Source organism: Aquimarina sp. MMG015 (assembly GCF_018100855.1).
GTDB classification, from domain to species: Bacteria; Bacteroidota; Bacteroidia; order Flavobacteriales; family Flavobacteriaceae; genus Aquimarina; species Aquimarina latercula.
In genome coordinates, this window is sequence record NZ_JAGJEB010000002.1 from 267,461 (window position 1) to 290,704 (window position 23,244).

Consider the following 23,244-nt stretch of genomic DNA (forward strand, 5'->3'; position numbering starts at 1 on the left):
ATCTTGAAGTAACACTTTAAATAAACACAGTTAACATCTTTTAAAATAATTAACTGTGTTTATCTATGTACATGTATTTAATATGCCATTTCCACTATTTCGGCTGCAACTTCTGGCGTAATATCTTGATGTTCTCCCAAAGCAGTCATACCATGATCTGTAAGGTTTTTTGCCACTTTTTTAGAAAAACCTTCGTAATCATCAGTATAATCTCTTAATCTGGTATCTATTCCTAATGATTGATAAAAGCCTTCAGTTCTTTTTATAGCTTCTCTAGCTCTTTCTTCCGTACTACCTTCTGTAACGTTAAAAATACGTTCAGCATATTGAGCTAACTTTTCTTTTTTATGCTCGAATTTTTTGGTGTATGCACTAGGTAATATGACAGCTAATGTTCTTGCGTGATCAATACCGTAAAAAGCTGTAAGCTCGTGTGCTATCATATGAACACTCCAATCGGTAGGAACCCCTTTTTGAATATAACCGTTCAATGCCATTGTACAACACCACATAAAATTAGATGCAGCGGTGTAGTCACTAGGATCTTTTATTACGGAAGGTGCTATTTCAATTAATGTTTGTAAAATTCCTTCCGAGAAACGATCTTGTAGAGGTGCGTCTGCTGGATACGTCATATATTGTTCTAAAACATGTGTATATGCGTCAGCTATACCATTAGCCAATTGTCTTTTAGGTATACTGTGGACTACCGTTGGGTCACAAATAGAAAACTCAGGAAATAATCCAGGTCCTCCCATAACCATTTTTTCATTAGTTTCTGATCTACTAACAACCGCACCGCTATTCATTTCACTTCCGGTTGCAGGTAGTGTTAATACAGTTCCAAATGGTAATCCTTTTAGAGTTCTTATTCTTTTGGCTAATATATCCCAGGGATTATCACCTTCATAAAGAGCTGCAGAAGATAAAAATTTAGTTCCATCTATGACTGAGCCACCACCAACGGCAAGCATATACCCGATGTCTTTAGTTTTAATTACTTCTAGAGCTTTTAATAAGGTTGTATATTCTGGATTAGCTTCAATCCCAGAAAACTCTATTACTGTATGTTCTTTAAGAGCAGCAGTTACCTGATCATAGACACCGTTTTTTTTAATACTTCCTCCACCGTATAATAATAAAACCTTCTTGTCTTTTGGTATTTCATTACTTAACTTCTTAATCTCTCCTTTACCAAAAATCACTTTAGTAGGTACGTATAATTCAAAATTCCTCATGATTTTTATTGTTATATATGTTGATTAGACTTTGTTTTTCGAAATTATTTTTACAAATTTCAAAATAAATATGCGGTTAATAATTGATCTATGGTAAGAAAAACAAAAATATTACGACTTTTGTACTATTAAACCAGATAGTTTATTTGGTTTTACAAATAATTAGAATCAGATTATTTTTTTAGATTTACCCCAATGATAGCACCTATATTACCTAAAAATGAAAAGTTTCGACAAGCTGCTGTAGAAAAGTATGATTTATTAGATACTTTACCAGAAGAGAGCTATGACAATATTACTTCAATAATGTCGTATATCTGCGATGTACCCATTTCGTTAATAACACTTTTAGATAAAGAACGTAATTTTTTAAAGTCTCATCATGGAATTCCTTTTAGTGAATCACCTCGCGAAATTTCATTTTGTGGACATGCTATCAATTCGGATGATCCTATTACAATAATTAAAGATTCTAGAGAAGACGAACGTTTTGATGGAAATCCTCTTGTAACTGAGCATCAGGCTGTTTTTTATGCTGGTGCACCGTTAATTGATTCAGAAGGTTTTAAATTAGGCACTTTGTGTGTTTATGATGTTAAGCCACGAGAATTAACACTTGAACAAAAAAATGCATTGCTTGCAATGTCTAAGCAAGTAGTCAGTTTATTTGAACAACGATATCAGAATCTAAAACTAACCCAACTCCGTGATAAATTGGAGAAAAGAAATGAAGATCTTAAAAAGTTCGCAAGTGTAGTTTCCCATGACCTGAAGTCTCCCTTGGCTAATATCATTTCTCTTACGGAACTTTTAGAAGATGATAATAAAGATAACCTTAATGCTGAATCACTACAATATTTGGAATATCTAAGGACTTCTTCCTATTCGCTTAGAGATTATATAGATGGTATTCTTAAGTTTTATAAAAGTGATGATATTGTAAAAAATAATGAAGAAGAGATTGACATTGATCTTTTATTAGAAGAATTAAAGAAAATAACCGATTCTGAACATAAAGTTGATTTTAATCTTTATTCTGATGTAAATCAAATTTTTGCTAATAAAACAGCTTTAATGCAGGTACTGATTAATTTACTTACAAATGCAATTAAGTATAATTCAAAATCTGAGATCGTAATAGATATAACACTTAAGGAAGAAGAAAATTTTTACATTTTCTCTGTAAAGGATAATGGTGATGGAATCCCAAAAGATTTTTTAGATAAAATATTTGATCTTTTTACGGTAGTAGGAGTAGAAGATAGAGATGGCAATGTTGGTACTGGTATTGGCTTGGCTACTGTAAAGAAAATAGTTAGGAATTTAGGTGGTGATATTTCGGTTATTTCTTCTAAGGGAACTGGCAGTACATTTACTTTTTCTATATCAAAAACTTAGAAAACTCCCAATTGTATTATTCAATAAAAAAAGATTATGAATCTTTAAAAAATGAAAGTTGATTCTATAAAAAATTGTGTCAACCATTAGATAGGTAACTTATCTAACTAAGTAATTACTTAATATAATCTTCATTTCGCAGAAAATGAATAGCATTTCATAGAAAATGCAATTTTGTGATTAAACTTCTCTTGTTTTTTTTAGTCATTAATGTGTAATTTCAAATCAACAGATTATGAAACAAATCATATTAATAACAACAATCTGTATTATTACTTTTATAGGGAGTATCTGTATACATACGCTTTCTAATCCAGTTAATCCATATGAGTTAGTTATAAATCTTTCTTCTTTTAAGAGTGAATCAACCAATTTTGAATTGATTAAAAATACAATAAACACTTTTGTTGATTCTTTTGAAATGGACACACAATCATTTATAAAAGATAAACGATCAATAAAAAACATATGGTTATTGATTATTCTAAGTATAACACTACTTACCATACTAATAAGAATTTCTATATACCCAAAAATAGAACCACTAGCACCTTCAAAATAATTAACTATGAAAAATAAAATTTTGGTACTCATTTGTATCTTTATAATGAAATCATTATTCGCAATTTCTTTATACGCGGATGTTGTGATAGACACAACTACAGTAATTAATAATACCGAAACTTATCAAATATATACCGACGAAGTATACGTATACCTTACTATTGAAACGATTGATTCTAAAGTTGCAACATCTATACTACGTCAAGGAATAAATGTATATTTTGATACGAAAGGTAAAAAGAAAAAGAATGTATTTATTACCTATCCAATAGCCAATAATCAACGACCTCCAAGAAGAAATAAGGATAGGCCTAATGAAACTAGAGAATTTCCTGATAATGATAGTATAATACGTCAAATAGGATATAGGCTAAAAAACAATACACCACAAAAAGCATTGTATCAATATTATGATAAAACTAAAGAGTTTAATACACTTCTTAACAATGAAGGTATTACGATCAATTTAGCAGTTAATGAAGAAAGAAACAGTTTTATTTATTATTTAAAAATTCCTAATAATAAAATCAACGTAAAATCTGGTATTAATTTTAATAAGCTTTCTATAGGTGTAAAAACAGTTGAGATGTCTCGAGATAATTCGGAAAGAACTAGACCTACGCAACAAGCTTCTGTTCGAGGAGGTGGCAGAAGAGGTGGAGGAAGATCTAATGGTGGCGCTCCCCAAGGAAGATCTGGGAATGGTCCAGGAGGAGGAGATCAAGGTAGGTCAAAAGGCAGAAAAACCGAATCCGTACCTGCTATAGATTTTTGGTTTAAAACAACATCCAAATAATCATAAGAGCTTTAGATAATCATTAAAAAGAAGAATAAACAAAATATGAAAAAGTTTAAAATTCCTTCCTTGTTAATTACCATGAACATTGTTATAATTAGTTGTAGTGATATACAATTCAAAAAAACAAGTCATTCTCATGATGGCTTCAATCATACTCATCAAGATGCAGTAGATTATTTTGATTCATATTCATTGATTAATGAAAAATATGGCACAAAAACCAAAGTGACTGTATCTAAGAATAAAAGAATTATGGTTACTAATGCGCTTCCGAACCATAAAACAGGTGATTTTCCAAACTCTGGAAATCCAAATAAGATTAAAGCGCAAGAAAAAACATATAGTTTTCCCTTAAATCCAATATATACCGGTAAGGCTGTTTGGGTAAGAGAACCAGGTGTGGCTCTAAATGGTATTAAATTCGAACCGGGAACTGCAGAAGTAGTAGAATGTGAGAGTGGAGAAAATTACAGAGTAGAAGCATTACAAGATGTAATTGATTTAGGTTTGGATTTTAATCACGCGCATGTACAACCTACTGGAGCGTATCATTATCACGGTACTCCAACTTCTATTATTGCTGATTTTGATACAGGAAAAGATTTGGTGCACATTGGATTTGCTCACGATGGATACCCAATATATTATTCTAAAAGTGGAATATATAAACCTAGTTATAAACTTTTAAAAGGAACAAGAGAAGGAGAAGATTGTAGCTATGAAAATCCTATGACTCGTATGGATATTTCTATTGGTGGTCATCACGATGGTACCTATGGATCAGATTTCGAATATGTAGCGGGTTATGGAGATTTAGATGAATGTAATGGAATTATACATAATGGAAATTATATTTATTTAGTTACAGAAAGCTTTCCTTATATCAGCAGATGTTTAATGGGTGAATTTAAAGAACAGAAAAGATCGAGAAGACCTTTTCCTCCAGACAAAGGACCAAGAAAAGGATGAATAAACGTAGTTATTATATAAAGATGTTTTCTACAATAGTAAATCTCAAAAAAGGTGTTTGCAATTTTAATGTTACGTCTAATTAATTTGTGTTAAATATGCTCTTATGAGTTTTATGTAATTAATTAGTTTTGTAAGATAAGCTTCGTAAGTAATTACGGAGCTTATTGATTAAGTTGAATACCATTTAAAAGTATAATATACTCTGACGGAATTATAATTTCGACATATTTTGTCTAGTATTTACTATTATTTCGTGCTATAATTTTAAAACAAATAGCATGTTCAAAAAGTATAAAATTTTTAAATGGATTCTTATCTCCTTTGGGAGTATTATTATTTCTCTATTCATTTTTGGGTGGTGGTTTATGGGGTTAATACCGTCATCGGAAAATATGAAAGACATTACATCAACTCAGATGTCTGATTTACCTTATTTATCAAAAAACAAAATTGATAAGCGTGGAAAGATTCTAGCAATCGTTACTAGTACGAATGTAATGGGGAATACTGAAAAAAGTACCGGTTATGAATTGACCGAATTATCTAGAGCGTATTATGTTTTTCAGGCAAATGGTTTTGATGTTGATATAGCAAGTCCTTTAGGAGGAGAACCTCCTGTAGTCATAGATGCTGAAGATATGGGAGAATTTGATTACGCGTTTCTTAATGATAGTGTTGCTCAACTTAAAGTTAAGTATACAATTCCTGTAGATAAGATTGACCCTGATCTATATGAGGCGGTATTTTTTGCAGGAGGTAAAGGAGCTATGTTTGATTTTCCAGACAACGAGTCAATACAAGCTATAGTCAGAAACTTATATGAAAATAACAAAGTAGTCGGAGCCGTATGTCATGGTCCAGCCGCTTTAGTAAATGTTACGCTTAATACCGGGAAGCATTTACTAGAGAATAAAAAAGTTAGTGGATTCACTAATGCAGAAGAATTGTTATTGATATCGGATGCAAAAACAATATTCCCATTTCTTTTACAAGATAAATTAGTTGATCAAGGAGGTGTTTTTAATGAAGGGACGATGTATCTAGAAAACATAAGTAAAGATAAAAATTTGATTACCGGTCAAAATCCTTGGTCTACTTGGGTTCTAGCAGAGTCAATGATTACTGAATTGGGCTATAAGCCTAAATTTAGAAAAGTTACAGGAGAAGAAAATGCCGTAAAAGTTTTAAAAACATATCATGAACAAGGTTCAGAAAAGGCTAGAGGACTTATTGATCAAATGTATACTAAGGATAAGCAACCTATGTCTAGAGTATTAATTGCAAAACATGGGATTATTGCAGCTATGCAAGGAAAAATAGGTCGTTTTATTAGTTTAACAAGCCTTACTTCGTATGCAAAAAAGAAATCAAAAGAAAACAGCTAGTTATTATATATCCTATATAGAAACTTATTCTATATAGGATATACTTCATTGGAATATGAAATATCCCTACATTTGAAAAAAAAGTCCATTGAATTTTTCCGATATCTTACTTATTATACTTAGCAGCGCAGGACTCTTGCACGGAATATTGTTCGCTTTTTATTTGATAGGTTTTAAAAAGAAAAAAACGCTTACTAATTTATTACTTGGACTGATTTTAGTATTTATGGCTTTCCGGATTGGTAAATCTGTAATGCTTAATTTTGGTAATAACTTGGAGCCTATTTTTATATTTATAGGATTGGCTTTTTTATTATTAATAGGACCTTTTTTTAGATGGTATATTTTGGGAATGACTGTTCCAGGCTTTAAACTTCCTAAGTATTATTTTATAGAAATTATTCCATTCCTTTTAGTGTTTTTTGCTAGTCTCTTAGTTACTAAAGAATGGTATGAAACAAGTGATTTTGTTATTTTAATATTTGGTAGTGGTTTGGTATTTATTTATCTGCATTTTGCACTTTATATCCTCTTAGGATGGATTGTTATAAAAAAAATAAAGAATCGATATCAATCGGTTAAAATAACTAAATCTCATAAAGCTATATTTGATTGGTTGCACCTTTTGGCATTTGGTTTTATAATTATTTGGATAACATATGTATTAAATATATTGGATGAATCAGTTCCCTATATTATTGGACCTGTAGTATATTCTATAATTATATATTTCTTGAGTTACAAGGCATTTCAACTAAAGGCTACAGATTTAAACGGTAATGCTTTTAATGTAAATGATGATTATTCATTATTTGATGAAATATCAAAACTAATGAACACAAAATTATATTTAGAACCAGATCTTTCATTGATAAAATTGAGTAAGTTGCTCGGAAAAAGTGTACAGCAAACATCATCTGCGATTAATCAATATTCTAATAAAAACTTTAATGATTATATCAACCATTACAGGATTCAGGAAGCTAAAAATAAGCTGTTAAATGTTGGAGATAAGTACACAATTTCTTCCATAGCTTTTGATACAGGTTTTAGCAGTCTTTCTTCTTTTAATAGTGCATTTAAAAAATTTGAAGGTGTAACACCGTCGTCTTATAGAAAGAAAAATTCTTAATTAATAATACAATATTTCGAATAAACCTAATGATAAAATTATATGGGTTTAAAAATATTTACTACTTATATTTGGTATAAACTTTATAAGTGAAATTAGTTTACGATTTTCTTTTTATCATTGGAATGCTTTTTTCGTGCATTTATATCTATATTTTTTATAAATCAAAGGATAAAGGACTTCATAAATCAATTTTGATTGTATTTTTTGCATTATTGGTTTTCGTTTTGTTAGAATCGTATGCTTCGATACATAATATCGAGATATTACTAGACATCAGTTTTTTAATTGTGTATGGAGTAAAATTGGCACTTGGACCTTTGTTACTTTTATATATTCAATCCCTATTTTTAGATGATAAAAAGGTGTTAAAAAATGGAATTATTCATTTAACTCCTTTTATTGTTTTTGTTATTCTAATTTCTGCTCCATACAAGATAGCAATGGTTTCGGGAGAATATTTTGTAGACTATATCGATGTTATTCAACAATATCTTTTTATCAAGCGACCGTTATTAGATATTATTTATTTAATATATATCTATATCAGTTTTAGAACTTTTGATAAGTTTAAAAAAGCATTAAAATGTAATTATTCTCATATCGAGCATAATAATTTTATTTGGGTACGATACCTTTTAATAGCTCCATTTATTATTATTTTTATTGATCTGTTTTTTGTTGGATATCAAATGCTATTTGGCTATTTGAGATGGAGGACTCAAAATTTGATTATGTTATTAACCTCTATTTCTGTTTGTTATGGATTGTATTATGGCGTTAAGCAATCTAAAGTATTGGTGCCATATTTTTTATTAGATAGTTCTATAGGTAGCAAGGATAGAAAGAAAATGATCAATGAAAAATTAGAATCTGAGTTTTCTTCTTTCGAAAAATTGCTTGTAGAATTTATGGAAAAAGAAAAACCTTATTTAGATGAAGATTTAACACTTAGTAAGTTAGCATCCGGAATTCATATTACAGACAAGAAATTATCAGCTTTGTTAAATCAGTATTTAGAAATTTCCTTCTATAATTTTGTGAATAGCTATAGGATTAAAGAGTTTAAACAATTAATAGCATTACCATTATATAAAGATTATACAATAGAAGGAATTGCTTATGAATGTGGATTTAAATCTAAAGCGAGCTTTTATAGGTTATTTAAGAAAGAAACAGGCCAATCTCCATCAGAGTTTAAAATAAATCAAAATTAATCTCATTTTCTTGTCTCTTTAGAAGCAGAGAGACCCATCATTACTCATTTTACAGTTGTTTTGTTGTTTTAATAGTCAATTTAAAATTCATCAAAACAAATGAAAAAAACATTAATCAAAAAATGGGTTTTGGGAACAGTACTAGCTATATTAGTAATTAGTATTGGTTCTTGTATCCGAGTTAATTCGAAAATCAATCAACACCAAGGAGCAAAAACAGAGCTTGTTAATACCTCAATTTTTAATTCTATTAATTCTCCATTAGCAATTACCAATATTAGTGTGTTATCTAAAGATTGTACTAAAATGTTGGATAGTCTAACAGTATTAATCAAAGAAGGTAAAATAGTTTCAATAGATAAACGAACAAATGTTACTAATGAGTATACAAATATCGATGGGACCGGTCAATATTTAATACCTGGTCTTATTGACACACATGTACACTTAAAGAAAAGTAGGAATGATCTTTTATTATTTCTAGCTAACGGAGTTACTACCGTAGGAGAGATGTTCGGTGACAAGTCACATTTAGAATGGAGGGAAGAGGCAAAAAGTGGAACATTGAGTCCAAACCTTTATGTAGCAACTAGAAAACTTGGTAGTGAAAAAGGTATGATATCAAAGATTAAAAGTTGGTTTGGAGCACCAAAATCCTATACAAGTCAAAGAAAAGCGCGCAAAGCAGTTCGTAAATTTAAAGAACAAGGTTATGATGCAATTAAACTTACTAATTTAAATCCAGAAATATATGAGGCTATTGTAGATGAAGCTGTAAAACAAAATATACCGGCGATAGGTCATTTAGGTCCAGAAGTAGGATTAGATGGCTTGTACAATTCTGGACAGTCTCAACTTGCTCATGTAGAAGAGATTGTTAAAAACACAATGAATGAGTTTGGTGTAGTTTATTATAATAAAACAGAAGAATATCTTCAGTTTTTGAAGGAAAGAGCTGATACTATAGCGATTAAAATTAAAGAAAAAAATATCGTAGTATCTTCTACAATATGGTTAGTGGAAAGTTTTCCTAAACAAAAATTAGAATTAGATAGTTTTATCAAAACAATTCCCTTAGAATATGCTAATCCAGGTATTGTTGAAGGATCGAGTATTACTAGAGGGTGGACACCAGGAAATAATTACTACGAGAATTTGAATGCAAAAAACGACCCTGAACTTCAAAAAAGGGTTAAAGGATATTGGGAAACCTATGTAAAAGCTCATCATATCATGACCAAAGCATTAATTAAGCATAATGTAATAGTTGTAGCGGGGACCGATGCTAATGTAGCATGCGCTACTCCTGGTTTTTCATTGCATCAAGAATTACATTCTCTTAATAAAGTTGGTTTAACGAATTCTCGTGTATTACAGTCTACAACGGTACATGCTGGCGAATGGATGCAATATAATATTGGTAAAATTGAAGTTGGTTATAATGCAGATTTAGTGATACTAAAAAAGAATCCTTTAGATGATATCACTAATACTAAAACAATTCGGTCAGTAATTATTAATGGAAAACTTCTAAACCGAACTACACTAGATAATATGTTAGAATCTGTAAAAGAAGCTAATAGCAGAAGTAGAAAAATGAGTATAAATCAATATATCAATTAAGTAAAGAAAAAATAATGAATATAAAAATAAAACGAATTATACTAGGTGTATGTACTATAATTTTAATACTTGTGATATATCTTTTGATTCCACAAGTTAGTAATCCCACACCAAATTATGAAACTGCACTCACTTATGGCATTCCTGTTTCAGAAAAAATAAATAACATATTAACTCCTACCATAAAACCTAAACGTACTAGGGCTATAATGGTTATGCAGAATGAAAAAGTTATTTATGAGTATGGGCCTACTGACAAAATAATGAATGGACATTCGACTAGAAAGGCTATGCTGAGTTTGTTATATGGAATAGCAGTTGATCAAGAACTAATAAATCTTGATAAAACACTTGCTCAACTTGAAGTAGATGAATTTATTCCTTTAACTACCCAAGAAAAAAGTGCAACGATAAGGGATTTATTAATGGGTAAATCAGGTGTTTATTTACCTGCTTCTGGTGAGCATGATAATCAAATAACTCAACGACCAAAAAGAGAAAGTCATAAACCAGGAACTTATTTTTTTAATAACAATTTTGATGCAAATGTTTTAGGCACCATTTTTATGAAAGAAACAGGTATTAGTATTGGAAAGTTTATGGAAGATAATTTAGCCAAGCCACTTGGTCTTCAGGATTTTGATTCAGATAATGTAATTATGGGAAGCCCTTGGTTTATGCCGAAGAAAAAAACAATGCATAAACAATATTATATCTATATCAGTACTCGTGATTTTGCAAGAATCGGTGCTATGGTAGCGAATAATGGAAAATGGAATGGTAAACAAATTATATCAGAAGATTGGATTACAAAAAGTACATCCTCCTATAGTGATCTTACTACTAACCATATTAATTATGGAAGATATGATGGGTTTGGTTATCAGTGGTGGACAGCTTCAGATACAAATACAATCTGGACGGATGGTTATGGAGAACGATTTATGATCATTAATAGAAATAAAAATTTGACTTTAGTAGAACAAAACTTCACCGGAAATTCCTTGTTAAGTTCAGGGTTTTGGTTGATCAATAAAAATATGGATTCAGGTTTACTAAACTTGATGAAAGCTCATGAAACTATAACCTCTACTAATTACAACAACAGCTATAATTCCAATTAATGAAAAATACAAGATATACTATTTTGATAATGATTTTTATATGCGTGTTCACAATAGATGCACAAACATATAAAGTAAAAGAACAAGAACAGATTAAAGCATTTGTTAAAGTAAACGTATTAACAATGCAAGATTCTATTACCAAAATGTCACAAACAGTTATTGTAGAAAATGATAAAATTATTGCATTAGGTAATAGTAACGATATTAACATACCAGATAATGCAAAAATAATTGATGGTGAACATAAAAAATATCTCATCCCAGGTTTAACTGACACCCATGTTCATTTACATCGCAAAAAATCAGAAGAATGGATGCGTTCATATGTTGTAAATGGTGTTACTACAGTTTTAAATTTGGGAGGCTCAAAGAGGGTTTTAAAACTAAGAGCGCAAATTAAGGATAAGCAAATTACAGGACCAGATATTTATACTGCAGGTAGAGGTGGAGTTGTAAAAGAGTTGAATAGACCACAATATAAAGAAGTAACATTAGATAGAATAGAAGAACGAATTATCGAAGACAAGGCAAAAGGATATGATTTTATAAAGATATACGGGAAAATGACCATACCACAATTTGAACATATGATGAAAATTGCTAAAAGAGAAGGTATTCATGCAATGGGACATATTCCAAGAAACTTAACCGCTCATGATGCATTACGAATTGGTCAAAAATCTATGGCTCATACCGAGGAATTTATTTATACTCAGTTTACAGAATTTGATGAGCAAGAAGTAAAAGATTTTGCCACAAAAGCTGCAGAAGAGAACATATGGTTAATTGCAAATATTATTGCTTATGAAAAAATAGAACTTACTTGGGGGAAACCACAAGTAATGGATTCGATTTTACGATTGCCCGAAACTAAAAGTTTACATCCTAAAATTCAAAGGATTTATAAAGCTGATTGGTATGGGTCCAGAGATGTAAAGAGTAGGCCTTATATAGAGAAAGTTTATAAATTTTACTTTCCAATTGTAAAACATTTTCATAATGCTGGAGTTAATATTCTTGTAGGCACAGATACTGCATTTCCAGCTGCTGCACCAGGAGAATCTGCAATTGATGAGATGAAAAATTTGGTTAAAGCTGGATTAACAAATTACGAAGCTTTAAAAGCCGGAACGGCTAATGCTGGGGTATATATCAATAATTTTATCGATAACAATTATTATGTAGGCAAAATAAAAGACGGTTATACTGCTCATATGATATTACTTCCATCAAATCCTCTTGATGATCTCGATATCTTGAAAGAACCAGAAGGAGTGATGCTAAGAGGCCATTGGTTTAATTCAATTGATTTAAAAGAAATGGTACGTTGGGATAATTAATATTTCGGATACTAACAATATAATTTTATCAATAATCCTTAGTTTGTCTAATATCATTATAAGACAAACTAAGGATATCTTACTTATAGTTGATAACCTATTTTAGATATTATTTGTTTTTTTTCATTCCGAAAAGAAATCTAGGAATCCTAAAAGGATATACAAGAAACTTATATACAGATATAATGATGATAAAGGATGTGATTGCTAGAATTAATAGTTTGATAGATATACTCCATGATTCCTGTAATATATAATATCCAATAACGATAATAACTGTTTGATGTAGTATGTAAAAAGGGTAGATGCCCTGATTGAGAATCTTTACTAAAATACTTGGTTTGTGTAGCCAAATTTGACCATATCCTAACATAGTAATTATTATCGTCCAACCTACAAGTACAGTTAAACCATACCAAATATCCCAACGCATGGAAATATCCAAATAAGTTGCAGCTATATTATTGGGAAGAAAATAATATATATAAAATAATAGTGTAGCCATAAATGCTATACATGCATTGCATTTGCGGTATTTTTTTAATGAATCCCATAATGTTGGTTTACTTGCTATGATAATACCAGCAAGAAAAAAATATCCGTAATATAATGTAGAGGAGAGGTTTGTTATAGATTTATCATCTTCAGGAAAATAATGTTTAGCTACTATTTTAATAATGATTAACGGTAACACTAAAAGAAACATTCCTAAAGGTTTAGCACAAAATGTATCTAACAACGTTTTGAATGGTTTAGCATAAGAAGATTTTGCCCAAATAATAATCGGAATACAGCCAATAGATAAGTAAAATAGATTTTCTATAAACCATAGATGATTTACTTCTAAATGTTCTAAGATATTTTTATAAAAATCTAAATACGAAGAATAAGATCCAATATTTTCTATATAAGTTTGTGGAGGTACAATTACTAATACTCCAAAAATTAATGGAATTAGAAGTCGGATTGTACGTTCCTTAGTAAACTGAATCCAGTTACGTTTAGAAAATGCAAATACTGTTCCTGTTCCCGAAATAATGAATAATAATGGTAATCTAAATTGTTCGAAAAATACCATAATATCATCTAACAGTTTACTAGATTCGGTATTCATAATGTGAAAGTCATCACCGTTAAATGGCATTCCTATATGATGTAAAAAAACTAAAAAGATGGAGATTACACGCCACCAATCAAGGTCATATCTTCTTTCAGTTGTATTCATAACTATTGTTTAAATCAATAAGGACAAAACTATAGTTATCTATTACTTGAAAACACGACATTACACAAATGACGTGAAAATGACGGGTATGTTTTATCAAATAGAATGTAGATGAATTACTTTAATATTATTATAATAATTTTCACCTTTTCTTTTTGCGCTTTTTCTTAGGTTGTAGATTCGTATTTCTTTTCTTTTTTTCGGTCACAATGGATTTCTCCCTTTGTACCTTTTTTAGATGTTCAATAATCTTTGATTTCACTTTTGTGATCAAAATATCTTTCCTTTTAGAATAACTATATACACAGCCTATTATTAATGATAGACCAAGAACAATAGGAATAGAACCATTTTCTATAAAAGGAAACTGTGTGTATAAATTAATAGCTACTCTGGGCGCGAATGTAAAAAACACATATACCCCATAACTAAAAGATAGTACTCCGAGAATACCAAAAGTATAAATATTCGATTTGATATTCTTTAACGTATCATTTTCCAGTTGTTTAATATTAGCAACACTTAAAAAAGGATTATTAAGTTCTTTTTCTTTTTCAATGAAATGTAAAAAGTCGGCATTCACAAAATCAAAAGACATCCCATGACTTCTTTTTTTTAAATCTTCTTCCGTTATGATGTATTTCATACTGTATTGCCTATAATATTATTTGTAGTATTGATATAAATCAGGATATATAAATTATAGAGCAAAATACTAAGAAATGTTTAAGTGATCAGGTCCTTTTTTATTATAATTTTAGATTAAATAAGAGATGATTCGGCGGGTAGACTCGTCACACTTTGTCCGTTAACGATAAACAGGTCAATCTTATCTTCTGCGTCCAGAATAAGTTACTGCTTCACCTTTACCAAAAGCGTAGCTTAATCCAAATGTAAAAAAGCGTCCACGTTGTCCAAAATTATAGGTTTCGAAAGTAGGTTGGTTTACAAAGTTTTCCTGAATTCTAGAAGCAAAAACATCACGAATACCGAGATTAGCGACTATTTTTCCTTTTAATATTTTTTTACGCATTCCAAGGTCTAGAAAAGCAAATCCACTTTGTTTTCCTTGTACAGTTTCGAAATCTGAACGGTAATTTCCATTAATTTCTAAATCGATATCTGCAGGTAAACCTAATTTTGTACCTAATCTAGTGGACCATTGATTTCCATTAAAATCAAATACTTGATCTTCAAAAGTTCCTTTACGATCAAAATAGTTGAAATTAAAATCTCCTGTAAAAGTTAACCATTTCGTAGGGCTATATTTCCCATTTGTTTCAAAACCTATGGATGAATTAGTTCCTATATTTTCTGGAGTACTAAAATTTACATTATCAATAAACGTTGATACTCTTTCTACAACGTCTGTTGTATAACGATGATATAGACTAGAACTCATACTAGCTTTTCCTATTTTATATATGCTAGTTAGTTCATAAGAATTAGTAAATTCTGGTTGTAGTTCTGGGTTCCCTGTTCTGATATTAAAATTATTTCGGATATTAAAGAAAGGATTCAAATCTCTTAATCGAGGTCTAAAAATTCTTTTTGAGTAACCAGCCTGAAGTGAGATTTTGTCGCTTATCTTATAAGATGTATGAAAACTCGGAAAAAAATTAGTGAAATTTCGTGAGCTGCCTTCATTCGTATTTGCCAATAATGTTTCTAAATCAGTATTCTCTATTCGCAAACCTCCTTTTACACCCCAGATATCATTTTCATATGCTAAAGTAGCATAAACACCTAATACCTTTTGTATCCATTCAAAATCATTGGTTAGACTTTCGTTAATTACATATTGTCCATCAACTAAATCTTCAACTTCAAAATCATTTCCAACATCGTTTATAACATACTGAGCTCCTGTTTCGATACTATATTCCTTAGTTAATGGATTTGTGTAATCAGCTTTAAAAGTAAAATCTGCTTGCTGATAATTGGTAGCAGTACGTTGGTTACTGTCAACATTTTCTCCTTCTATTGTGATATCCTCAAATAAAGAAGATTGGTCTTTTCCAAAGAAACTTCCTAAAGCGCTTAATTGAAAAGTGTGATCTTTATTGTTTTTAAACTGTTTTTTCCAATTAAACTCATACTGCCATTTGGGATTCGTTGCATCAGTGGTTTCGTTACGTACCCATTGTGATACTAATGTATTATCACCATCAAAAAAGCGGAAATTCGTTTCAGAAGGTTGATCTTCTATTTCATAAGCAAAATTTCCAGAAAGTGTAAACACATTATATTCATTAAGATGGTAGTCTGTTCCTAAAGTTATATTGAAGAAAGTTTCATTTCTAAAATTTTCACCTTCACTAAAAACAACTTCATTATTTTCTAAATTACGGTTGATTGCTTCATTATCTCTTGGTAATGATCGATAACCTGCACCGATCTGGGTAAATAGATTAAATTTTTCTGTTCTACGATTAAGGCTAACTCCTACATTATGATTGTCGGGAATTCCTGTATTAAGTGAAATGGAGCCATTCCATCCCTTTTTTTCTTCTTTTTTTAGAATTATATTTAAAATCCCTGAAGTACCAGAGGCTTCATATTTAGCAGAAGGATTTGTTATTACTTCAATACTTTGAATCATATCAGCAGTAATGGTTCCCAGGGCATTACTAGATTCATCTGCTAGGACTGATGGTTTTCCATTTATTAAGATCTGAACACCTCCAGTTCCTCGAAGGCTTATCTCTCCTTCGATGTTAACATTCACAGAGGGGACATTATTTAATACTTCTAATGCACTTGCACCTGCTGTACTTAAATCTTTTCCAACATTAAATACACGTTTATCAAGTTTAAATTCTGTTTTAGATACTTCGCCTCGAACAACAACTTCGTCCAATGTTTCGCTATCCTGATATAGTTTAACTTTTCCAAGACTTACTCTATTTTCTATCGTTTCAAACTTTTGTAATTTTAGTGTTTTAAATCCTATAAAACTAATTTCGATATAGAAATTATCTGCTGTAGTGTTTATCTCGAAAGTTCCATTGTCATTAGTAATTGCACCAGAAATAGTTGCTTTAGAATTTGTGTCATTTAGAACAATCGTAGCATAGGGTATAGGCTGACCCGTTTCTGCTTCTACTAATGTGCCAGAAATTAGTATTTCTTTATTTTGAGCCCAAATTGTAGCTGTTAAAAAAAGTAAGATTATAAAAACCCGATTGTTCATTGTATGTTTTATTTTATTTTGATTTTTCAAAGGAAGGAAGAAGAACAGTTTTTTAAAAATCTACTTGGGTAAACAACTGTTATAATCCTATAAACGACATGATTGTTATTGACAGTAATAGATTTGTCGTTTAGGGTATTGGTTTAGTGGATTAGATGTAATGTTATATAGTTAGAAAAGCAATAAACTATATTTGTTATACAATTTTTTAGATATTGTGAAAAACACATTATTACATAAAGAGGTTTGGTTCCAAGTGATATTACATATTGTAGTATTTATTTTCTATTCTTTTGACCGCCGCAATCCGGAAATACAATTCTATCAATTTGTGTTTTTTTTGAATTTTGTAATTGCTGGTCTTATCATCAATTATGTACTTCTTCCAAGATTTTTATATCCTGGAGCATATTTAAAGTTTATTTTGTTTTTTAGTTTGGTTGTGACTGGAGTAATTTTTGTTGAAGAATCTATTTTAGAAAAGATTTATTTTCCAGATACTAGAGGAAGGAAGTTTTTAGGAGTAGTTTATAACTTAATGAGTACACTGCCTACATTGTCTGTATTGGCAGGGTTTAAATTTGGTTGGGATGCACTTATCAAACAAAGAGAGGTTAAAGAATTAAAGGATTCTGTAAAGGAGAGTGAACTTCAATTTTTAAAATCACAGATTAATCCCCACTTTCTTTTTAATAATATGAATAATTTATATTCGTATGCTATTGAAAAGTCACCGCGAACACCAGAACTTATTCTAGAATTATCGGGGGTACTTCGGTATATGTTATATGAGTGTAAGGCAAAATATGTTTCTCTTTCTAAAGAAGTAGAACAATTAGAGAACTTTATTAATCTTGGGCGATTACAAATAGAAGGGCGAGGCACAGTTACGTTATCTAAAAATATTGAACGAGCAAATTTTTGGATAGCTCCATTAATACTGATCGTTTTTGTGGAGAATGCTTTAAAACACGGTAGTTCTAGTCAGACCGATGGTATCCTTATAGCTATGGATATTAAGGTTACAAATGAAGGGATGCTTTATTTTAAGTGTTCTAATACATATAAAAACCAGACTAATACTAATAATTTAGATAGTGGAATTGGTTTAGAAAACGTAAAAAAACGATTAGACATATTATACCCAAAGGCACATAAATTACATATTAATAATGATAAAGATATGTATGAAGTTCAATTAATGATCGATCTAAAAAAGTCTAAGGAACCATGAATTGTATCATTGTAGAAGATCAATTACCGGCGCAACGTATTCTAAAAAAGTATATAGAAGATATGGGTACCCTAAAACTTATGGGAACCTTTACAGATGCTATTGAAGCTATGCAACTAATGAAGTCTACCAAAGTAGATGTTATTTTTTTGGATATACATTTACCTAAGATTTCGGGTATTGATTTTTTAAAAACACTCTCTAATCCGCCTCAAGTTATTCTTACGACGGCATTTCCGGATTATGCCTTAGAGAGTTATGAGTTTGATGTGGTGGATTATTTATTAAAACCCTTTTCTTTTCAGCGATTTATCAAGGCTGTTTCTAAAGTAGAAAACAAAAAACAACAGTTATCTTTAGACGCTAATACTACAGAAATTAAAGAAGTGTACGCAAAAATTGGTTTCGATCATGTACGGATTCTTATTGACGACATTACATATATTATATCCGACACAGATTATACAGAAATTCATTTACAGGATAAAAAACTCGTGTCCTCCGAGACTTTACGTTATTGGGAAGAGCTTTTACCTTCTAAAAACTTTATGAGAGTACACAAATCTTACATTATTAATACTTCAAAAATCGAAAAGTTTTCTGGTAATCAGATATATTTAAGTAATCAAAAGACAATTCCTTTAGGTAGGGCCTATAAAAGTAATTTTACAAAAAAAATCCTGTAGAAATACATCTACAGGACCAAATCAACTCTAAAAAAAGCATCAATCTGCTTTGGGGTAATCAATTAAAATTAACTGCTTATTGCAGGTTTATGCTATTTACTGCATCAGAAATTTCATAACCTAATCGCAAACCTTCAATTGCATCTTGTTCTATATGAACACCTAGTGGGACACGTGAATAAGCATTTTCAGTAGCCATTTCAGTGAATGAAGTAAAACTTCTTGGCGTTCCGTTAAATTCTATATCGGTAAAGTCATTATATGTCCTATCTGTAAAATTAACACTATCCGATCCAAAGAATGCTATAAATACTCCTGCGCCAGCACCAGCAAAAGTAGCATGACCAGATGGGTAACTTGGGAAAGCTGGATTCGTTTCTTCGATAAACTTAGACAAGTTAGAAGTAAAATCTTCATCAATATACTCCCAAATATAATTACTTGGACGCTCGATGTTATAGGTATATTTGTCATCCCAGGCAGAAACCGCTGCATCATTTATTGCAAAACCAAGTCTTAACAAAAGTTCTAATGCTCTATCATAAGCCAAATCATTTTGCTCTATTAATTGATTTGCAATAGAAAATTGTCTTCCCGGAGGACTTATCATAAGTCCTTCAACATCATCTGCCCAAAATTCTGCGATCCATAAATCTTCATTATTAGCAGTGGCAGCAGTAGTGGTAGTTTCATATACCTCATTCATTTGTTGGTAATAATCACTTGATGGATTCGTACTATGTTGTAATACAGAAGAAAATGCTACACTACTTGATTCTTCTGGTGTTATCGCAAACGTTCTAACTTCTCTCCAATATGGAAACCATGCATCTTCATTTTCATTAGCAGCCCATAAACCTACGCCAACTGGAGCTATATAATCTTGAGGGGTTGGATTTTGTATTTGTTCTTCACCATCTTGATCAGTTTCGCTATAAGCGATAACTCTCTGTGCAACGTGTCTTCCCCAAGTTTCTGAATTTTCTATTTCAGTATCAGAAAGTCCTTCGGTTAATTCTGCTTCTTTTTCTTCTTGAAAATCAGAAATTCTTTGTCTTACACCAGTTTCTAAATTAATCATAAAATGATCTATGGCTAATGCATAAGCAGTATTTAAAGCAAGTTTTAGATCTACATCATCTTCAAGAGTATTTGTGTTAATATTGAAATTATTAAATCTGTCTGTATTGGATGAGTAGTTGTCCATAAAAGGAACTGCTGTTTCGTAACCGGTTAAATGAATATATGCCAAAGATCGGGTTACTGTATTTGGTCTCATACTTTCTGTATATTGATCTATTGATACCCACAGATTACTCCATTCTGCTATAAGTTCTGTTGTTTCATCCGTTAATTCAACATCGATGTCAGGAGAATCTATATCATTTATAAAATCATCATCTTTACTACATGATTGAAAAATGAATATCCCTGCTATTAAAAGTGTTGAAAATTTTAAATTCTTTATTTTCATAATTTTTGGTATTAATAAATTTCACAATAAAAGCACTATCAATAACTATAATGTGCTTGTTTATGTGTAATACGTATGAGTCATATTTTTACCCAACCCTTTTTTTGAAAAAAATATTTTTTTATTTTCTTTGTAAGTTTTTTTTAAATTTAAACAGCTGTTTGTTAGGTGATTGTTTGCTGTTTAGGGATTAAAAAAATAAATTAATTTGAAGGTTAGGAGAGAAGTTACTTGCCTTTCTAAATGTATTTTCTGTCGTGTTTTGAAAAACGTTTACTGTATTATCCTGATCATATACATTGAGGATAGATAAACCAATAACAGTTCTAAAGTTTCTAGATGGATTATAGAATGTATATGAAGAAGAAAAATCTAATTGATGTAATGCATCAAATCGATCAGAGGAGATAGGGTTTTGATTATTTCCAGAATCTGATTCTTCAGAAAAAATGACTGGCATTCCAGAAAAATATCCCCAAGAAATTGCAAATTTCCATTTTTTGAGGTTTAGTATACCAGTTAGATTTATAATATGTCTTTGATCAAAGAAAGCATCTGTTTTCATATTATTAAAATCGGTCTCAGTTTTACTCAATGCATAACTTATCCAGCTTTCTAGTCTACGCCATTTTTTTTTTATAAATATATTTGCTCCAATACTGGAAATATTTCCCAGATTATCATTAGACTTATTAGTGATACGCTTAGTTTTTTTATAATATAGCTCTAAATCTATTAACCATTTAGACTTATCAAGAACACCACCTAACATTGTTTGTATTCCTTTTTGCGTCATTATATCATCATTAGGCAAAAACCATAATTGATTGGTTATATTAAAATCATCAAAATCATTATTTAATTTTTTTTGAATGAATTGATTTGATGTCCCTAAAGAAGATTTTAGATATAAATTTTTATTTATAGAGTAACTCGCCAATAACCTTGGATTTATGTATAACTTATTTAAAGGAGCATAGTAATTATTATGAAATCCAAAGTTAACATTCAATTTTTCATTCCAATTTTTTTGGAGAGACACATAGGTGGAGTGAACTATGGCATCTTGTTTTCTTTCGGAATCGACACCATTTTCTTCTTCAATTTCGTTACTAATCAATTTATGCTCGGTTAAGGTATATCCTGCTTCTAAAGATGTATTTTGATTGTAATTATAAATAATTTCAGTAATTAATCGAGTATCAGAAATTACATTATCGAATTTTTCTCTATTGGATCTTTCTTCTAATACAAATCCTTCACTAAGGCTAATAAGATTCATATTAGATTTACTAACTCTTAATTCAGTTGTAAGCTTTTCAGAAAAATGAGCTTTCCATTTTCCTGTAACACCCCAATTGTCTAGTTCTAAATCTCTAAAATCAACTTGATCATTATTCCCTGTATTTTTTATTTCCGCAGATAAATTATTTTGAATATTTATAAAACTTAAAGAAGTTGTATGCTTATCATTGACCTTATAATTTAGCTTAGCATTCATGTCTAAAAAATCAATTTTAAAGTCAGAAGAAGTATTAACTTCATCTGCAATAGACTCTAATCTACTACCTTGAAAAATTAAGTTAGAAATAGCCTCTAATTTTGGAGATTGAAAACTTGGATAACTTGTCCTAAAAGCAGCAGAAAAAGATAGTTTATCTTCTATAAGCTTAGTTTTAACTGTTGCTCCTGCAAATAACGTATTTATAGCAATTTCATATTTAGTGGTATTTGGAATTTTATTACTTGTTGTCATATCAATAAGTCCTCCAACACGACCACCAAATTTTACGGGCAACATATTTCTTTGAACTTCAACATTAGTGATAACAGCTGTATTATAAGGAGAAATTGCTCCTAAAAAATGTCCTGAATGATATATAGGGATATCATCTATCTGAACAAGATTTTGATCATACGTATTCCCTCTAAAATTAAGATTTCCAGATTTCCCACTTGGAGAATGTATTCCGGAAATATTATTTATAACATTAAAAATATCACCATCAGTTTCTCCTGCTAATAAACCTAAGGATTCTGTGTTAATTTGTAAGCTATGATCACTAACGTTAGCATCAATACCTTTTGTTAGGTAACCACTTAAAATAATTTCATTAAGTTGATATTGCTTTTTAAATAGATTTACTTTTTTTATTCTTATTAAATCACTAGCTTTTATGCGTATACTCTCATACGAATAATTAAGAATATGGATAGAATCTAAAGGGAATATATTATTTAAGATAAACATATTATCCTTAGCCAGAAGATATTCTATTGGTTCTTCATTGATCTGATATTCTAAGGTAGATATATGCTCATTATTTTCATTATCAAATACTTCGAATGTAATGTTCTTTCTTATTGGTAATACTACATAGTTAGAAGTGTTTTTGTTTGTGAATTTTACAGGGACCATTTTTTCTATTACTAAGATACAATCTGTAATATTTTTGCAATCAGTATTTTGATCTAAAAAAACCGCATCAAAAAAAGTATGGTTATAGGAAAAGCTTATTCCAAATTTTTGTTCCAACTGTTCTAGTTTATCCGAAAACTTAATGAGATTATTTGTTTGCGCAGTAGAATTAGTAACTAGACAAAACCATAAAGTAAATAAAAAAAGATAATATGAGA

18 protein-coding genes are annotated in these 23,244 nt (G+C 30.2%); 12 read left to right on the forward strand and 6 right to left on the reverse strand.

Translation table 11 applies throughout. The annotated features are described in order from the left end of the window. Positions 1 to 77: 77 nt before the first annotated feature. Positions 78 to 1,238 carry an iron-containing alcohol dehydrogenase gene (locus tag J8L88_RS04490; protein WP_211060072.1) on the reverse strand — a complete coding sequence of 387 codons (1,161 nt, stop codon included), beginning with the start codon at positions 1,236 to 1,238 and terminating at the stop codon, positions 78 to 80. Between the two features lie 195 nt (positions 1,239 to 1,433). Here J8L88_RS04490 and J8L88_RS04495 point away from each other — a divergent pair, with 195 nt between their 5' ends. The 10 genes from J8L88_RS04495 to J8L88_RS04540 all read left to right on the forward strand — a co-directional run bounded on the left by J8L88_RS04495 (position 1,434) and on the right by J8L88_RS04540 (position 12,795). After that, positions 1,434 to 2,636 (forward strand): ATP-binding protein, encoded by a 1,203-nt coding sequence (locus J8L88_RS04495; protein ID WP_211060073.1) that lies wholly within the window; start codon positions 1,434 to 1,436, stop codon positions 2,634 to 2,636. Positions 2,637 to 2,871: 235 nt separating this feature from the next. Next, complete coding sequence (locus J8L88_RS04500; RefSeq protein ID WP_162897342.1) at positions 2,872 to 3,198, forward strand: hypothetical protein; 327 nt, start codon at positions 2,872 to 2,874, stop codon at positions 3,196 to 3,198. Positions 3,199 to 3,204: 6 nt separating this feature from the next. Next, positions 3,205 to 3,996: a hypothetical protein gene (locus tag J8L88_RS04505; protein ID WP_211060074.1), complete on the forward strand. Its 792-nt coding sequence runs from the start codon at positions 3,205 to 3,207 to the stop codon at positions 3,994 to 3,996. A 45-nt stretch (positions 3,997 to 4,041) separates the two neighbouring features. Further along, positions 4,042 to 4,968 (forward strand): YHYH protein, encoded by a 927-nt coding sequence (locus J8L88_RS04510; RefSeq protein WP_211060075.1) that lies wholly within the window; start codon positions 4,042 to 4,044, stop codon positions 4,966 to 4,968. 281 nt (positions 4,969 to 5,249) lie between these two features. Continuing rightward, positions 5,250 to 6,356 carry a type 1 glutamine amidotransferase domain-containing protein gene (locus J8L88_RS04515; protein WP_211060076.1) on the forward strand — a complete coding sequence of 369 codons (1,107 nt, stop codon included), beginning with the start codon at positions 5,250 to 5,252 and terminating at the stop codon, positions 6,354 to 6,356. A gap of 88 nt (positions 6,357 to 6,444) precedes the next feature. Further along, complete coding sequence (locus J8L88_RS04520; RefSeq protein WP_211060077.1) at positions 6,445 to 7,488, forward strand: helix-turn-helix domain-containing protein; 1,044 nt, start codon at positions 6,445 to 6,447, stop codon at positions 7,486 to 7,488. An 89-nt stretch (positions 7,489 to 7,577) separates the two neighbouring features. After that, positions 7,578 to 8,705, forward strand: coding sequence for a helix-turn-helix domain-containing protein (locus tag J8L88_RS23730; RefSeq protein ID WP_211060078.1), 1,128 nt, complete (start codon positions 7,578 to 7,580; stop codon positions 8,703 to 8,705). Between the two features lie 99 nt (positions 8,706 to 8,804). After that, complete coding sequence (locus J8L88_RS04530; RefSeq protein ID WP_211060079.1) at positions 8,805 to 10,328, forward strand: amidohydrolase family protein; 1,524 nt, start codon at positions 8,805 to 8,807, stop codon at positions 10,326 to 10,328. A 14-nt stretch (positions 10,329 to 10,342) separates the two neighbouring features. Next, positions 10,343 to 11,452, forward strand: coding sequence for a serine hydrolase (locus J8L88_RS04535; protein WP_211060080.1), 1,110 nt, complete (start codon positions 10,343 to 10,345; stop codon positions 11,450 to 11,452). After that, a complete protein-coding gene (locus tag J8L88_RS04540) occupies positions 11,452 to 12,795 on the forward strand; it encodes an amidohydrolase family protein (protein ID WP_211060081.1) in 1,344 nt (447 codons plus the stop codon). Before J8L88_RS04535 ends, J8L88_RS04540 begins: the two co-directional genes overlap by 1 nt. Before the next feature lie 109 nt (positions 12,796 to 12,904). Here J8L88_RS04540 and J8L88_RS04545 read toward each other — a convergent pair whose 3' ends face one another. From J8L88_RS04545 to J8L88_RS04555, 3 genes are all read right to left on the reverse strand, one after another. Further along, positions 12,905 to 14,020, reverse strand: a complete 1,116-nt coding sequence (locus tag J8L88_RS04545; RefSeq protein WP_211060082.1) for an acyltransferase — start codon at positions 14,018 to 14,020, stop codon at positions 12,905 to 12,907. A 142-nt stretch (positions 14,021 to 14,162) separates the two neighbouring features. Further along, positions 14,163 to 14,666: a hypothetical protein gene (locus tag J8L88_RS04550; RefSeq protein ID WP_211060083.1), complete on the reverse strand. Its 504-nt coding sequence runs from the start codon at positions 14,664 to 14,666 to the stop codon at positions 14,163 to 14,165. A gap of 183 nt (positions 14,667 to 14,849) precedes the next feature. Beyond that, complete coding sequence (locus J8L88_RS04555) at positions 14,850 to 17,213, reverse strand: TonB-dependent receptor domain-containing protein (RefSeq protein ID WP_211060084.1); 2,364 nt, start codon at positions 17,211 to 17,213, stop codon at positions 14,850 to 14,852. Between the two features lie 217 nt (positions 17,214 to 17,430). On the opposite strand from J8L88_RS04555, the gene J8L88_RS23500 reads away from it, so the two are divergent. Together J8L88_RS23500 and J8L88_RS04565 are read left to right on the forward strand one after the other, a co-directional pair. After that, on the forward strand, positions 17,431 to 18,447 hold the full coding sequence (locus J8L88_RS23500; RefSeq protein WP_245591175.1) for a sensor histidine kinase: 1,017 nt from the start codon (positions 17,431 to 17,433) through the stop codon (positions 18,445 to 18,447). After that, a complete protein-coding gene (locus J8L88_RS04565; protein WP_211060085.1) occupies positions 18,444 to 19,133 on the forward strand; it encodes a LytTR family DNA-binding domain-containing protein in 690 nt (229 codons plus the stop codon). Before J8L88_RS23500 ends, J8L88_RS04565 begins: the two co-directional genes overlap by 4 nt. 76 nt (positions 19,134 to 19,209) lie before the next feature. Here J8L88_RS04565 and J8L88_RS04570 read toward each other — a convergent pair whose 3' ends face one another. Both J8L88_RS04570 and J8L88_RS04575 read right to left on the reverse strand, forming a co-directional pair. Next, a complete protein-coding gene (locus tag J8L88_RS04570) occupies positions 19,210 to 20,607 on the reverse strand; it encodes a vanadium-dependent haloperoxidase (RefSeq protein WP_118386174.1) in 1,398 nt (465 codons plus the stop codon). A gap of 190 nt (positions 20,608 to 20,797) precedes the next feature. Then, complete coding sequence (locus J8L88_RS04575) at positions 20,798 to 23,143, reverse strand: TonB-dependent siderophore receptor (RefSeq protein WP_211060086.1); 2,346 nt, start codon at positions 23,141 to 23,143, stop codon at positions 20,798 to 20,800. Positions 23,144 to 23,244 lie beyond the last annotated feature (101 nt).